This window comes from Faecalispora anaeroviscerum, from assembly GCF_947568225.1.
Taxonomy (GTDB): Bacteria; Bacillota; Clostridia; order Oscillospirales; family Acutalibacteraceae; genus Faecalispora; species Faecalispora anaeroviscerum.
Window position 1 is genome coordinate 945,877 of record NZ_CANOOQ010000001.1, and the last position, 15,224, is coordinate 961,100.

Sequence of the window (15,224 nt, forward strand, 5' to 3'; positions counted from 1 at the left end):
CTTGCAAAACAATCGTTTCTTTACAGCGACTCAATTTCTTCCATCAGGCTATCCACAAGCCTGTCCTCGGGGACACGGCGCACAATCTCCCCTTTTTTAAAGATCAGACCAATGCCGTTTCCGCCCGCAATGCCAATATCGGCCTCACGTGCTTCGCCCGGCCCGTTAACCGCACAGCCCATCACCGCAACGGTAATCGGCTTTTGGCAGGAGGTTAAACGGCGTTCCACTTCCCCGGCAATCGCGATCAGATCAATATTAGTTCTCCCGCAGGTCGGGCACGATACCATCTGTACCCCGCCGCGAAGATTCAGTGCTTTCAAAATATCCGTGGCCGCGGCGATCTCGCGTACGGGGTCTGCCGTGAGCGATACCCGAATGGTGTCCCCAATGCCGCGCTGCAACAAAGAACCAATCCCAATCGAGGATTTAATCAGGCCCATCCGCTCCGTTCCGGCCTCCGTAACGCCAAGATGCAGCGGATAATCACACGCCTGCGACGCAAGCTCATACGCTTCAATCATCGTATCCACCCGTGAAGATTTCATGGAAAGAACGATGTCCCCAAAATCAAACTTTTCCAGCAGCGACGCATGGAACAGCGCGCTTTCGCAAAGCGCCTGCGCCGTAGGCCCGCCGTACTTTGCCAGAATTTCTTTTTCCAAAGAACCGGAGTTGACCCCGATTCGGATCGGGACGCCGTGTGCGAGGCAGGCATGCGCCACCGCCTTAACGCGGTCGTCTGAGCCGATATTGCCGGGGTTAATGCGAATTTTGTCGATGCCGGCGTCAACGGACTCGAGCGCCAGCCGGTAATCAAAATGAATATCCGCCACGAGAGGAATCGTTATCGCCTCTTTGATCGCCGGGATCAGCCGCACCGCCTCCTGATTTGGAATCGCAACGCGAAGAATCTCACAGCCGGCTGCTTCCAGCTCACACGCCTGACGCACATTGCCTTCCACATTTGCCGCTGGAATATTCAGCATAGATTGAATGGAAATGGGCGAACCGCCGCCGACCGCGACGTCGCCCACATTCAGCTTTCTTGTCATTTTTCGGTTCATGCTCCCAGTCCCTTTCCGGTAAAGAGCCGTAAAATATCACTGTAAGTGACAATGACCATGAAGGTCATGAGGAGCGCAAAGCCAGCCGCATGTACCCACCCCTCGTATTTGGGGTTGACCGGGCGGCGCCGCACCAGTTCGATCAAAAGGAAAATCAGCCGTCCGCCGTCCAGAGCCGGCAGAGGCAGCAGATTCACAACGCCAAGGTTCACGGTAATCATCATCATCATCATGATAATATTGTTGACCGCAGGCAGGATTCCCTCTTTCAGACCCATGGAGGCAGCCTGCGAAATCGCGTCCGCAGCGCCGATAGGCCCGGCCATATCATTCAGGCCAAACCGCCCTGTCGCAAGCCCCACCAAGCTGTACCAAACCATGCGCACCACAGAAACAGTATCCGCGGCGGATTTCTGAATCAGCGTAACCGGGTTCCTTTCAATGCCAGATACATAGAAATCCAGCACCATCAACTGCTTATCGCCGTTCTGGCGGGTGTTCATCTTCACATTGTGGAACGCGAGCTTCTCTCCTTTTCGCACCACGGTAAGATCCATAGACTGCGGATTCGCCGTAGCCAGGGAAAAACTCAGGTCGCGGTCGGTATACACGCGGTAGCCGTCGATAGAATAAAACTGATCGCCGGCCTGAATGCCCGCCTTCTGCAAGGCGGAATTCTCCGCGAACTGCGCAATGGTAGTGGAGGTAAACATTGGCTGCTGTGCCAGCAAAACCATCATCAGCACAATACCAAACAGAATATTCATCACCGCGCCGGCGCAGACAACAATAATCCGTCTCCATACAGGCTTATTGCCAAACGCGCGGTCATCCTCGCTGCTCTCGTCCTCTCCCTCCATGGCGCAGTAGCCTCCGATGGGCAAAAGACGCAGAGAGTATTGAGTTTCTCCCTTTTGAAAATGAAATAATGTGGGACCCATACCGATTGCAAACTCATTAACACGGATCCCCGAAAGCTTTGCCGTGAAAAAATGGCCAAATTCGTGAATGAAAATGATCAGGCCAAATAACAGCACCGCAAACAGAATAAGCAGGACATTGATAACCATATTCACCTCATCAGTCTATTTTATTACACGTGTTCCAAAACGAAATTCCGTGCATTTTGGTCCGCCGTCAGCACCTGCTGCGGCGTTTCAGGCTGCCCGGCGGCCTGACGCTCCATCGCAGCTTTGACAAGCTGTGGAATCTGTAAAAACGGGATGCGCCCCGAAAGGAACAGCTTCACCGCTTCTTCGTTCGCGCCGTTCATCGCAGCCGGTACTAAGCCACCCCGCTGCGCGGCCTGCCTTGCAAGGCCAAGGCACGGGAATGCCTGTTCATCCGGCGGGTAGAACGACAGTGTGCCAATCTCAGTAAGGCTGAGGCGGCGCACCGGCGACGGCAAGCGCTCCGGCCAGGTAAGCGCATACTGAATCGGGATGCGCATATCCGGCACGCCAAGCTGTGCCAGAACAGAATAATCCTGATATTCAATCATGGAGTGAACAATGCTTTCGCGGTGTACCACCACGTCAATTTGAGAAACCGGCATCGAAAATAGCCACGAGGCCTCGAGAATCTCCAGCCCCTTGTTCATCATAGTGGCGGAATCGATTGTCACCTTGGCGCCCATGCTCCAGTTAGGGTGGCGAAGCGCCTGCTCGGGAGTAACCTGCTCCAGCTCCTCACGGGTTTTACCAAAGAACGGCCCGCCGGACGCGGTAAGAATCAACCTCGCCACCGCCGACGGATGAGGGCAGCCTTGCAGGCACTGAAAAATCGCGGAATGCTCGCTGTCTACCGGAAGAATCCGCACGCCGTTTTCACGCGCAGCCTCCATCACAAGAGCGCCGCCAGCCACCAGCGTTTCTTTGTTGGCGAGCGCAACATCCTTTTTGGCAGAAACGGCGGCCATGGTAGGAAGAAGCCCTACCATGCCCACCACCGCATTACAAACAATATCCGCTTCCTCAATGGAAGCCGCTTCACAAAGCCCCTGCATTCCCGCGGCAACGCGCACCGGAAGATCGCGCACGCGCTCCCTTAAATCACGGGCGGCTTTTTCGTCAAATACCGCCGCCAAAGCCGGGCGGAACTCACGAATCTGCTCCTCAAGCAGCTTTATATTACTGTGAGCCGCAAGCGCGCACACCGAAAACCCATGCATACGTGCTACTTCCAACGTCTGCCGGCCAATGGAACCGGTGGAACCCAGTAAAGAAATTTTCTTATTCATTCGTATTCACCATTTTGTTTCGATATCTCACTCAAAATAATTCTATTTCAAAAAGCTTTGGAATTCTTCTCTATTTTCACGTAAAGTCGTTATCAAGTGACACTACATGTGTTTTACCCGTTTTTCAGAAAAAAATTAGTGTACAACGACCGGCAGTACCTGAACCAGAAGATAGACAAAGGGGGATACGAAGATCACACTATCAAACCGGTCCAAAATTCCGCCGTGCCCGGGAATCAGTTCCCCGAAATCTTTAATGTGGCAGCTTCGCTTAATGAGAGAAAAGCTCAGATCACCCAGCACAGACATCACCGCGCCGCCGATACCGATCAGCAACAGTGAGAGATACGACACGTTGACCCGATACGCGTAAAAGAACACCTGAAAAACATACCCGAACACCAGCATGGCAACTACGTTCAGTACAAGGCCGCCCACAACACCCTCAATGGTTTTTTTCGGGCTGATCTTGGGACAAAGCTTGTGTTTTCCCCAAAGGCTGCCTGCGGCAAATGCGCCAGTATCGGAAATCCAGGCGGAAAAAATCGCAATAATTACATAAAACATGCCGTGCCTGTCATCGAATTCCCTCAGGCCGAGAATCGTTCCCAGCATCGTGGGAATCATGAGAGTCATGCTGTACAGCACGATCAGATGATGGAAGGAAATCGTACTGTTAAAGCAGATCAGCGCCGCAAACATTACCACGGTGTACACATAATACACCGTCTGCGTTCCCAGACCAGCCGGCACAATAAATAAGGCCGCCGCAAACAGCAGGCTCGGAACCACCAAAACATACTGCTTTGCGATTCCCAGCGCCTGAATCAACTCGTTGACTGCCAGAACCGAAATCAGAGCCACCGCCAGATTCAACGCGGGAGGAAAGCGAACATTGAACACAACGATCGCCGCCAGAAACAGAACCAGAACGACTCCGGACATCACTCGATTTTTCAAGTTAAATCCCCCCAAAGCGCCTGTTCCGATTTGAAAACTCCTGCAAGGCACCGTCAAGGTCTCGGGTTGTAAAATCCGGCCAAAGCTTATCCATAACAATATATTCCGTATAAGCCGACTGCCATAACAGAAAATTGGAAATGCGGTTTTCCCCGCTGGGACGCAGAACCAGATCCGGGTCCGGTTGGCCGGCCGTATAGAGATGCTGTGAAATCAGACCCTCTGTAATCTGCTCCGGCAAAAGGGTGCCCTTCTGCACCTGCTCCGCCAAAAGACGAACCGCACGGGTCAGCTCCGCGCGACCGCCGTAATTCATCGCGATATTCAGAACCATCCCCGTTTTATCGGCGGATACCTCTTCTGTACGAGCAAACAGGCTTTGCAGATTTTCAGAAAACACGGAAACATCCCCGATAAACTTCACACGGATATTCTCCCCCAGAAAATCCCGCAGAGCTTCCTCCAGGTACTGCTGAAAAATCTTCATCAGCGCTTCAATTTCATCAGACGGACGCTTCCAGTTTTCCGTGGAAAAAGCGTATACCGTCAGATATTCGATCCCGATGGAAGCACAATACCGGGTAATCTTTTTAAAATTAGCCGCCCCGGCCGTATGACCGGCCGTACGAGGGAGTCCCCTCTTTTTCGCCCAGCGGCCGTTACCGTCCATAATGATGCCCAAATGCCGGGGCATTACAGGCCGCGCCTGGTCTGAAACATGATTCATAAGCCGGTTTTATATCTCCATAATTTCTTTTTGCTTCTTTTCAAACAGAACATCAACTTCCTTGCAGTACTTATCCGTCAGATCCTGTGTTTTTTTCTCGCCCAGCTTGAGATCATCCTCGGAGATTTCAGAGTTCTTTTTCTTGGCCTTAAGCTTTTCAATCGCATCGCGGCGAATGGAGCGCACAGCCACCTTGGCTTCTTCAGACATTTTAGAAATATCCTTTGTGAGATCACGACGGCGTTCCTCAGTCAGCTGCGGGAACATCAGGCGGATCACCTTTCCGTCGCTCTGGGGGTTAATGCCCAGATCGGAGCTGAGAATGGCCTTTTCAATCGCACGAACAGAAGAAGCGTCCCACGGCTGGATGATCAGAAGGCGCGCTTCCGACACAGAAATCGCCGCCAGCTGATTCACTGCCGTAGGGGTGCCGTAATAATCCACCATTACTTTATCCAGAACAGCGGGGTTGGCCCGGCCTGCCCGGATCGTGGTAAATTCACTGGTCAGCACGGAAAGAGTTTTCTTCATTTTGGCTTCCGCTTGGGTCAGTACCTCTTGCATTACAATCTTCCTTTCTTACTGTTGCTTTTGTAAAATCAATTATTTTACCAGCGTTCCAATTTGCTCGCCGCACACAGCCCGCAGAATGTTATTGGGGTCTGCAATGCTGAATACCAGAATCGGAATATCGTTGTCCTTGCACAAGGTAGCTGCTGTACTGTCCATCACATGCAGGTCCTTATTCAGAACATCCATAAACGAAAGAGAATCGAACTTTACTGCCATTTCGTTCAGTTTGGGGTCGCTGTCGTACACGCCGTCCACCAAAGTGGCCTTCATAATGATGTCGGCATCAATTTCGGCCGCGCGCAGTGAAGCCGCCGTATCGGTAGAAAAAAACGGATTTCCGGTGCCGCAGCCGAACACCACAACACGCCCCTTTTCCAGATGGCGCACCGCACGGTTGCGAATATAAGGCTCCGCGACCTGCTGCATGGTGATTGCGGTCTGTACCCGTACGGGTACCCCCAGCTGCTCAAGGGCATCCGCTACGCCAAGCGCATTGATGACCGTTGCCAGCATTCCCATGTGGTCGGCTCTGGTACGATCCATCTTGCCGCTGCTGCGGCCGCGCCAGAAGTTGCCGCCACCCACAACGATGCCAATCTGAACACCTAAGTCCGCGCACGCCTTGATCGGCGCACAAATCTTGAGCACCGTATCAAAATCAATACCATGCTCTTTTCCGCCAGCCAGCGACTCGCCGCTGAGCTTTAACAGAACTCTTTTATATTTAGGTTGCAATTCATAACACCCCATTATGATTTTACTATATTTTACAATAGGAGAAAAAGAAAGTAAAGCCTTTCTACCAGTTTTCACAACATGATCACCAATATTCTTCCCGGCGATACAGTCCGTTCATAATTATTTTTTAATTACGCGCTGCGGCCGCAAAAAAGGCGCGGAAAAATCTTTCCGCGCCTTTTAAAGCATTGCAATGTGGAACCGGATTATTTCACCATGCTGGCAACTTCGTCTGCAAAATTATCTTCTTTTTTCTCGAGACCCTCGCCCTTCTCAAAACGGGCAAATGCTTCGATGCTAATTTCGCCGCCAAGCTCCTTGGCTACGGAATCGGTATACTGCTGAACAGTCTTGTCGCTGTCCTTCACATAGATCTGATCAACCAGGCAGATGTCCTTAAAGAACTTGGACAGACGGCCGACAACGATCTTCTCTGCGATTGCGGCGGGCTTACCGTCGTTGATGACCTGCTCGGTCAAAATCTTCTTCTCATGCTCTACAACGTCAGCCGGAACAGCCTGCTCGTTGAGGTAGGAGGGATTTACCGCAGCAATCTGCATCGCAATATTCTTGGCATACTCCTGGAATTCAGGCTTCGCGGCAATTTCCGCAGAGGTACCAAACTTTACGATAACGCCAATTCTGCCGTTCGCATGCACATAGCTCACAACGGCGCCTTCCATACGGGCAAAGCGGCGAATCTTGATGTTCTCGCCAATTGTCTGAATCTTCTCTTTCAGAAGATCATCAATCTTCTTATCAGAGCCGAAAGCGGTGAGGGTCTGCAGCGCCTCAACGTCTACCGGATTCTGCTCTTCCACCGTATCGGCTACTGTCTTAACAAATGCCTGAAACTCTGCATTTTTCGCTACAAAATCGGTTTCCGCATTTATTTCTACCACCACAGCAACATTTCCAAGGGCGTTTACCTGCGCATACGCCATGCCTTCTGCTGCAATACGGCCAGATTTCTTGGTTGCGGCAGCCAAGCCTTTCTCTCTCAGAATATCAACCGCAGCTTCCATATCGCCGTTTGATTCTGTCAAAGCTTTTTTACAATCCATCATTCCGCAGCCAGTCTTCTCGCGAAGCGCTGCTACATCTTTTGCTGTAAAAGCCATTTTACTTTCCTCCGATTCTATGTGTTGTGGTATAACAAATGCAAAAGCATTTACCATACGCAATTGATAAAGATACCACGGCGGCGCTTTGCGCCTGTGGTATAATAGCCGCAAAGCAACTATTACATTTTTATAATTGTGATACCGCAACATACCTGCGGTATCCTCTATTCTCAAAAAATACCCGTCTGAAATCAGGCGGGTATCTTCCTCTCAACTGGAGCTGTTAAAGCGGCTTATTCAGCCTACGCCTCTTCTTTTTCTTCCGCGGCTGCAGCGCCCATACGGCCCTCACGGCCCTCTGCAATCGCATTAGCCATCGTAGCGGAAATCAGCTTGACCGCACGAATCGCATCGTCATTGCCGGGGATGACATAGTCGATCTCATCGGGATCGCAGTTGGTATCAACGATCGCAACGATCGGGATGCCAAGCTTCTTCGCTTCTGCTACCGCGATACGCTCCTTGCGGGGATCAACGATAAACAAAGCACCGGGGATCTGACGCATATCTTTAATTCCGCCGAGGAATTTCTCGAGCTTTTCAATTTGCAAACGGAGCTTTACTACTTCCTTCTTGGGGAGCAGTTCAAAGGTACCGTCTTCTTCCATTGTTTTGAGCTGATTCAGGCGATCAATTCTGCGGCGAATGGTGCGGAAGTTGGTGAGCATGCCGCCCAACCAGCGGGCATTCACATAATAAGCGCCTGCGCGCTCCGCTTCTTCACGAACAGATTCCTGAGCCTGCTTCTTTGTGCCGACAAACAGCACCGGCTTGCCCTCTTCAGAAAGAGTGCGAACAAAGTTGTAAGCCTCTTCGAGCTTCTTTACGGTCTTCTGCAGGTCAATAATGTAGATGCCGTTACGCTCGGTAAAGATGTACTCCGCCATTTTGGGGTTCCATCTTCTGGTCTGGTGACCGAAATGTACACCGGCCTCCAAAAGCTGTTTCATAGATACGACTGCCATAATAAAATCCTCCTTGGTTTTTCCGCCGCCGCACCGTTTTTTTGACGAGAAACCCGTTAAGGGCACCATGGCGTCAAAGTGTGGCGTGTGATTTACTGGAGTATTATAGCACGGCATAGAGGATTTGGCAAGTTTTTTCCTGATTTTTCGGGAATTTTATCAGGTGCGGAACCAGCCGCTGCCAAATCGCTTTTTGGGGCGGAACGGCATGGAGAAATCCACCAAAACTGTTTCCTCCCCAATGATCTGAATGTCCTCCCAGCGGATGACGATATCGTCTTCCCGACCCAGAAGGCCCAGCCACTTAAGCCGGCCATAAATGATAATCGCGCTGATTCTTGCTGTTTTCAGCTCAATCTCAATGTCATTTACGGCGCCAAGTCTGGTGCCGTCTTTAATGCTGATTACCTCTTTGTTCCTCATATCGGCCATTCTGCAGTTCGTCATCAGGCACACCTCCCGCCTGATGCTATCTATATTCATTCATCAGGGTCTTTTAACACCTGCGGACAAATTGAAACTCTCATCAGAAAGAAATATTTCTCCCGAAACGCAGAAAAAGCAGAGAAAAGACTTCTTTTTTCTATTCTGAAATTATTTTTTACAGCTTTTGCAGGATACTAAGGAACGGCGCATGATAAAAAGAAACGCTTAAATCTCTTTTTTGATTTTATCAAGCGCGCCCTTTTCCAGCCGCGAAACCTGAGCCTGGCTGATGCCGATTTCTCCTGCGACCTCCATCTGAGTTTTCCCCTGGAAGAAGCGCATGGAGAGAATCCGCTTTTCCCGGTCGCTCAAATCGCTGATGGCCTCCTTGAGCGCGATTTCGTCCAGCCAGTTGTTGTCGTCGTTTTTATCCCCCACCTGATCCATCACATAGATCGTGTCGTTTCCGTCGGAAAAAACCGGTTCATACAGGGATACAGGCTCAACGATTGCTTCGAGAGCCAAAACAACCTCTTCGCGCTGCACGCCGAGCTCCTTGGCGATTTCGTTCACGGTAGGCTCTTTGCCGTTTTCCGCCGTCATTCGCTCCTTCATCTGCATCGCCTTATAGGCGGTGTCGCGCATGGAACGACTAACACGGACGCTGTTGTTGTCGCGCAGATAACGCCGGATTTCGCCAATAATCATGGGTACGCCGTACGTAGAAAACCGAACCTCCAGATCTGGATTAAAATTATCGATGGCCTTCATCAGCCCGATACACCCCACCTGAAACAGATCATCCAGGTTTTCTCCCCGATTGGTAAAGCGCTGAATGACGCTCAAAACCAGCTTTAAATTGCCGCCGATCATCTCTTCGCGTGCTTTTTTTCGTTCGCTGGGTGTTCCGTGCTTAATCTTCTGGAGCAGCGCCTGCTTTTCGGCCTCAGTCAGCACCTTTAGCTTGGCTGTGTTTACCCCGCAGATTTCCACCTTATTATACTGCATGACTCCCCCGCCTTCCACTCTGAATCTGTCTGGCTGTTACAGGTTCATTATTGCCAGATTCTGATAGCTTCATGCGCAAAGATTCCCACAATCCAAAATGATGCGGCTTGTACTTCATTCTCCCTCTGTGAGAACGAAGTAGAATAACAAGTATGAAGTACAATGGTATCGGCGCTCCAATTTGGAATATTGAGCGTAAAAAGCAGCCCAAAGTTGCTGATCCTCGGAAAAAAGCAGTATCATTACAAAAAAAATAGTGAAAACTGGGAATTTATTTTGTTTTTTCTCTTGCATCCTGTAAAAAAAGGGGTATAATAAAATATGCGAATTTAGTATACAAAATTAGTATACATTAGCTGTTACTCGAATCCTAAACACGAAGTCTATATACATTATAATGAGGTGAACATTCATGTCCCATGAATTACTGAAAGTAGAAAACCTGCAAGTGGGTGTTGAAGATAAGGTGATCCTGGACAAGCTGAATCTTACCATCCGCAGCGGCGAAACACATGTGCTGATGGGCCCCAACGGCGCGGGCAAATCCACCCTGGGTAATGCCATTATGGGTCATCCGCAATATCAAATCTGTCAGGGGAGCATCGTGTTCGACGGTGACGACATTACGAACGAGCCGACCGATGTGCGCGCAAAAAAGGGAGTTTTTCTCTCCTTCCAGAATCCCGAAGAGGTTCCAGGCATTGCGCTGGGTAACTTTCTGCGCGTGTCCCGTGAGGCGGTAACCGGAGAAGCACCCCGCATTCTGAAGTTTCAAAAGGAAATGAGAAGCGTGATGGATTCTCTGGAAATCAACCAGGATTACGCCTCGCGTTACCTGAACGTTGGTTTTTCCGGCGGCGAAAAGAAGAAGTCTGAGATTCTGCAAATGCTGATGTTGAACCCCAAGCTGGCGATTCTGGACGAAACAGACTCCGGCCTGGACGTTGATGCAGTAAAGATTGTTTCGAAGGGCATCCGCCAGTTTCGCAATGAAAAAAATTCCCTGCTGATTATTACGCATAACGCAAAGATTCTGGACGGCCTGAAGGTTGACTACGTTCACATTTTAGTAAACGGCACCATTGTGCATACCGGCGACAGCAGCCTAATTCAGGAAATCAATGAAAAGGGCTTCCAGTTTTTTGAAGCGGGAGGTGTCCGCAATTGAGAGCCTTTGAGGAAGAAAAAACAAGGGTTGACGACATAGACAGAACCATCTACGACGTAAAAGACAAGGTCGATGCCGCGTTCACCGTCGATTCGGGCTTGACACCGGAAATCGTAAACCAGATTTCTGTTGAGAAAAAGGATCCGGAATGGATGCGCCTGTTCCGCCAGAAGTCACTGCGCACTTATAATGAAATGCCAATGCCCGGCTGGGGACCCTCCCTTGACGGTTTGGACATGGATCACATTGTGACCTATGTGCGCCCGAAAACTGGCATGAGCAGCAAATGGGAGCAAGTTCCCGAGGACATTAAAAACACGTTTGAGCGCCTTGGCATTCCTCAGGCGGAGCGCCTTTCACTCGCGGGCGTCGGTGCCCAGTACGATTCGGAGGTCGTGTACCACAATGTGCGCGCTGAGGTGGAGGAGCAGGGCGTTGTTTATACCGATATTGAAAGCGCACTGCACGGCCCGTACGCCGAAATGATCCGCAAGCACTTTATGAAGCTGGTCCCCCCCAGTGACCATAAATTTGCCGCACTGCACGGCGCGGTGTGGTCCGGCGGCTCGTTCGTTTACGTTCCCGAAGGCGTAAAGCTGACGATTCCGCTGCAATCGTACTTCCGCTTGAACGCGCCGGGCGCCGGCCAATTCGAGCACACCCTGATTATTGTAGAAAAAAATGCATACCTGCATTTCATCGAGGGCTGTTCCGCCCCGAAATATAATGTGGCCAACCTGCACGCCGGCTGCGTGGAGCTGTTTATTGGCGAGAATGCGCGCCTGCGCTACTCCACCATTGAGAACTGGTCGAAGAACATGTACAACCTGAACACCAAGCGCGCACTGGTTGAAAAGGGCGGCGCGATTGAATGGGTTTCGGGCTCGTTCGGCTCCAACACCTCCTGCCTGTACCCCATGAGCGTGTTAAAGGGTGAGGGTGCGCGCACCGAATTCACCGGCATCACCTTCGCCGGCAAGGGTCAGACCCTCGACAACGGCTCCAAGGTCATTCATGCCGCGCCGAACACCAGCTCGCGCATCAGCACCAAATCAATCTCCAAGGGTGGCGGAACCTGTATTTACCGCAGCAGCGTGGTAATCACACCCGAAGCGGCGCACAGCAAATCCTCCGTTTCCTGTGAATCCCTGATGCTGGATTCTGAATCCCGTTCCGATACGATTCCGGTGATGGACATTCAAAACGACGAGTCCGACGTAGGCCATGAGGCAAAAATCGGCAGGATCAGTGACACCGCGATCTTCTACCTGATGAGCCGCGGCCTGACCGAAGACGACGCGCGTTCCATTATTGTCAGCGGCTTTGCGGAGCCAATCGCCAAGGAACTGCCGATGGAATACGCCGTGGAAATGAATAACCTGATCAAGCTCGAAATGAGCGGCAGCATCGGATGAGGAAAGGAGCTTGGCAATGAATATTACCTTGAATCAAGTAAACCTGCTGCCGGTCAGAACCTGGAAGTGGCTCGGAGTGAACGGCGCGGCAGTAGAGGAAGAAATCCCCGGAGAATTCACCGCGTGGGAGCCGCAGGCTCTGAACCTGCCGCAGAAAATTGTACAGAACGCCACCGCCTTTGACGGTGCGGACGCGATTGAAACCGGCATGGGTAAGGACGCGGAACAATTTGTTTTGCAGAACCAAAACGCGGGAATTCACCTGATTGCCGAAGGCAGCGCTGAGGAACCGGTCACAGCGGAATATGTACTGGATGCCTCCTGTCCTGCGCTTGCCGATTACAACACCATTTATGCAAAGGAAAATTCCAGCGTCACGCTGGTGCTTTCTTACCGTTCGGAAGGCAGCGCAAATGTGTTCCACACCAGTTTAACAAAAATTGTTGCGGAAAAAGGTGCGCATGTGCGCCTGGTGCAGGTACAGCTGCTCGGCAACAACGCGTTTCATTTTGACGACGTCGGCGTCATTGAAAAAGAAAACGCTCTGGTGGAGGTCATTCACATTGAGCTGGGCGCGCACAAGATTTTTTCGGGCTGCAAGGCCCGGCTGGAGGAGCGCCGCAGCCGTTTTGAAGCGGAAACGATTTATCTGGGCGACAAGTCCAGAATCATAGATATGAACTACGTGGCACAGCACATCGGCAAGGAAACGGAAAGTGAAATTCATGCAAACGGTGCTTTGCTCGATGAAAGCCAGAAGATTTACCGCGGCACCATCGATTTTCTGCGCGGCGCCGCCCATTCCGTAGGTCACGAAAGTGAATACACCTTGCTGTTCAGCCCTAAGGTGCGCAACCGCACCGCACCGCTGATTTTGTGCGGTGAAGAAAACGTGGAAGGCCAGCACGCCGCAAGCATCGGCAAGATTGACTCCGGCAAGCTGTTTTACCTGATGTCCCGCGGGCTTTCGGAGCCGCAGGCAAAGCAAATCGTCATCGAGGCCCAGTTTACGCCGGCGCTGGAGAAAATTCCTGTGGAAGCATTGCGGGAAGCTGTCCACGACTGGCTAAAGGAAAGGATGAGTAACGCATGAACCGGATTCAGGAACAATTCCCTTTATTACAGCAGAAGGTAAACGGCAAACCGATCGTTTACCTGGATAATGCCGCTACCGCACAGCGTCCGGTCAGCGTTTTAAAGGCCGTGGATGATTTTTACCGCCATGACAATGCCAACCCGCACCGCGGTGTTTACGAGCTGGCTGTGCGCGCCACCAATGCGTTTGAGAATTCCCGCAAAGTGGTTGCGGACTTCATCGGCGTGAAGGACGCGGCAGAGGTCATCTTTACACGCAACGCCACTGAGGCTCTCAACCTGATTGCATACAGCTATGGTCTGAATTTTCTCTCCAAAGGCGACGGCATCATAATTTCCATTGCGGAGCATCACAGCAATTTAGTGCCGTGGCAGCATGTAGCCGGAACAGTCGGCGCTTCTCTCGATTACTTGTACCTGACCGACGGCGCACGGATTTCTGACGAAGAAATCGCCGCTAAAATTACAGAAAAGACAAAGTTGGTTTCTGTTGCCCATATCTCAAACGTATTGGGCGTGCAGCTACCGGTTGAAAAAATTGTAAAGCGGGCCAAAGAGGTTGGCGCAGTTGTTGTGCTGGACTGCGCGCAGAGCGTCCCCCATCTTCAAGTGGACGTTGAGAAGCTCGGCGTGGATTTTGCGGTATTTTCGGGCCACAAAATGTACGCCCCTCTCGGAATCGGCGTGCTGTGGGGCCGCAGAAGCCTGCTGGAAAAAATGCCCCCGTTCCTTTCCGGCGGCGATATGATCGACTCCGTAGAGGAGCAGGTAACAACCTACGCCCCCATCCCCCAGAAATTTGAGGCTGGCACGCAGGACGCCGCCGGCGCGGTTGGTCTGGCCGCCGCGGCCAAGTTTATGCAGGAAATCGGCTGGGAGGAAATCACCCGCATTGAACACGAGCTGATGTCCTACGCGCTCGACGGGATGCGCAAAATTCCCCACGTTACCGTTTTGGGCGGTGATATTCCCGCAAACGAGCGTTACGGCGCGATCTCCTTTGTTGTAGAGGATGTTCACCCGCATGACATTGCCAGCATTTTGGATGCGGACGGCGTTTGCATTCGTGCGGGACACCATTGCGCACAGCCCTTACTGCATCACCTCGATCTGTACGCAACCAGCCGCGTCAGCTTTGCCGTTTACAATACGAAAGAGGACATTGACGCGTTTCTGGAGAGCCTGAAGAAAGTCAGAGGAGTGATGGGCTATGGAGCTTAACCAGATTTACACCGAAATCATTACGGAAAACAGCCGCTCCAAACGCAATAAGCGTGAGCTGGAAAACCCCACCGCTGTGATCAAGGGTGTAAACCCGAGCTGTGGTGACGAAATCTCTTTGCAGGTGCGTGAGAAAGACGGCATTATTGAAGACGCTTCCTTTACCGGTGTTGGCTGCGCGATTTCGCAGGCTTCTGCCTCGATCATGATCGATCTGGTCAAAGGGAAAACGATAGAAGAAGCGCTCCACCTGGCAAACACCTTTCTCTCCATGATCAAGGAAGGCAATCTGGATGAAGCAGCTCTGGATGAGCTGGAGGACGCCGCCGCCTTCCAGAACATTTCGAAGATGCCCGCGCGCGTGAAATGCGCCGTGCTGGCCTGGCATACACTGGAGGAAGCCGTTCAGTCGGACGGGAACTGTCCGGGCGATGATTCCGCCTCCTGTAAAACCAGAATCTAAATGCGATATAAAAGAAGGCTTCACCGTTTTCAATC

General features: G+C 51.5%; 16 protein-coding genes. 5 read left to right on the plus strand and 11 right to left on the minus strand.

Annotation, left to right across the window (positions count from 1 at the left end; translation table 11 throughout):
- Positions 1 to 20: 20 nt before the first annotated feature.
- The 11 genes from ispG to sigG form a co-directional block, all read right to left on the minus strand.
- Positions 21 to 1,067, minus strand: coding sequence for a flavodoxin-dependent (E)-4-hydroxy-3-methylbut-2-enyl-diphosphate synthase (gene ispG / locus QOS46_RS04710; protein ID WP_283607645.1), 1,047 nt, complete (start codon positions 1,065 to 1,067; stop codon positions 21 to 23).
- Positions 1,064 to 2,137 (minus strand): M50 family metallopeptidase, encoded by a 1,074-nt coding sequence (locus tag QOS46_RS04715; RefSeq protein WP_283607647.1) that lies wholly within the window; start codon positions 2,135 to 2,137, stop codon positions 1,064 to 1,066. The genes ispG and QOS46_RS04715 overlap by 4 nt, the downstream gene beginning before the upstream one ends.
- Positions 2,138 to 2,160: 23 nt before the next feature.
- Entirely contained in the window at positions 2,161 to 3,306 is a 1,146-nt protein-coding gene (locus QOS46_RS04720; RefSeq protein WP_283607649.1) for a 1-deoxy-D-xylulose-5-phosphate reductoisomerase, read from the minus strand.
- Positions 3,307 to 3,441: 135 nt separating this feature from the next.
- Positions 3,442 to 4,266 carry a phosphatidate cytidylyltransferase gene (locus QOS46_RS04725; protein WP_283607651.1) on the minus strand — a complete coding sequence of 275 codons (825 nt, stop codon included), beginning with the start codon at positions 4,264 to 4,266 and terminating at the stop codon, positions 3,442 to 3,444.
- A gap of 1 nt (position 4,267) precedes the next feature.
- Positions 4,268 to 4,993 (minus strand): isoprenyl transferase, encoded by a 726-nt coding sequence (locus tag QOS46_RS04730; protein ID WP_283607653.1) that lies wholly within the window; start codon positions 4,991 to 4,993, stop codon positions 4,268 to 4,270.
- A gap of 9 nt (positions 4,994 to 5,002) precedes the next feature.
- A complete protein-coding gene (frr, locus tag QOS46_RS04735; RefSeq protein WP_283607654.1) occupies positions 5,003 to 5,557 on the minus strand; it encodes a ribosome recycling factor in 555 nt (184 codons plus the stop codon).
- Positions 5,558 to 5,596: 39 nt separating this feature from the next.
- Positions 5,597 to 6,316, minus strand: coding sequence for a UMP kinase (gene pyrH / locus QOS46_RS04740; RefSeq protein ID WP_283610766.1), 720 nt, complete (start codon positions 6,314 to 6,316; stop codon positions 5,597 to 5,599).
- 194 nt (positions 6,317 to 6,510) lie between these two features.
- Positions 6,511 to 7,425 (minus strand): translation elongation factor Ts, encoded by a 915-nt coding sequence (gene tsf, locus QOS46_RS04745; RefSeq protein WP_283607656.1) that lies wholly within the window; start codon positions 7,423 to 7,425, stop codon positions 6,511 to 6,513.
- A 245-nt stretch (positions 7,426 to 7,670) separates the two neighbouring features.
- Positions 7,671 to 8,393 (minus strand): 30S ribosomal protein S2, encoded by a 723-nt coding sequence (gene rpsB / locus QOS46_RS04750; RefSeq protein WP_283607658.1) that lies wholly within the window; start codon positions 8,391 to 8,393, stop codon positions 7,671 to 7,673.
- Positions 8,394 to 8,552: 159 nt separating this feature from the next.
- Complete coding sequence (locus QOS46_RS04755; protein WP_283607660.1) at positions 8,553 to 8,840, minus strand: YlmC/YmxH family sporulation protein; 288 nt, start codon at positions 8,838 to 8,840, stop codon at positions 8,553 to 8,555.
- A 204-nt stretch (positions 8,841 to 9,044) separates the two neighbouring features.
- Entirely contained in the window at positions 9,045 to 9,827 is a 783-nt protein-coding gene (sigG, locus tag QOS46_RS04760) for an RNA polymerase sporulation sigma factor SigG (RefSeq protein ID WP_283607662.1), read from the minus strand.
- A gap of 412 nt (positions 9,828 to 10,239) precedes the next feature.
- Between sigG and sufC the strand changes: the two genes are divergently transcribed.
- From sufC to sufU, 5 genes are read left to right on the plus strand one after another with little or no spacing between them, the layout of a single operon-like run.
- Positions 10,240 to 10,995 (plus strand): Fe-S cluster assembly ATPase SufC, encoded by a 756-nt coding sequence (sufC, locus tag QOS46_RS04765; RefSeq protein ID WP_283607664.1) that lies wholly within the window; start codon positions 10,240 to 10,242, stop codon positions 10,993 to 10,995.
- Positions 10,992 to 12,410, plus strand: coding sequence for a Fe-S cluster assembly protein SufB (gene sufB, locus QOS46_RS04770; RefSeq protein WP_283607666.1), 1,419 nt, complete (start codon positions 10,992 to 10,994; stop codon positions 12,408 to 12,410). Before sufC ends, sufB begins: the two co-directional genes overlap by 4 nt.
- A 16-nt stretch (positions 12,411 to 12,426) precedes the next feature.
- Positions 12,427 to 13,503: a SufB/SufD family protein gene (locus QOS46_RS04775; protein WP_283607668.1), complete on the plus strand. Its 1,077-nt coding sequence runs from the start codon at positions 12,427 to 12,429 to the stop codon at positions 13,501 to 13,503.
- Positions 13,500 to 14,726 (plus strand): SufS family cysteine desulfurase, encoded by a 1,227-nt coding sequence (locus QOS46_RS04780; RefSeq protein WP_283607669.1) that lies wholly within the window; start codon positions 13,500 to 13,502, stop codon positions 14,724 to 14,726. The genes QOS46_RS04775 and QOS46_RS04780 overlap by 4 nt, the downstream gene beginning before the upstream one ends.
- Positions 14,716 to 15,189, plus strand: a complete 474-nt coding sequence (sufU, locus tag QOS46_RS04785; RefSeq protein ID WP_283607671.1) for a Fe-S cluster assembly sulfur transfer protein SufU — start codon at positions 14,716 to 14,718, stop codon at positions 15,187 to 15,189. Before QOS46_RS04780 ends, sufU begins: the two co-directional genes overlap by 11 nt.
- Positions 15,190 to 15,224 lie beyond the last annotated feature (35 nt).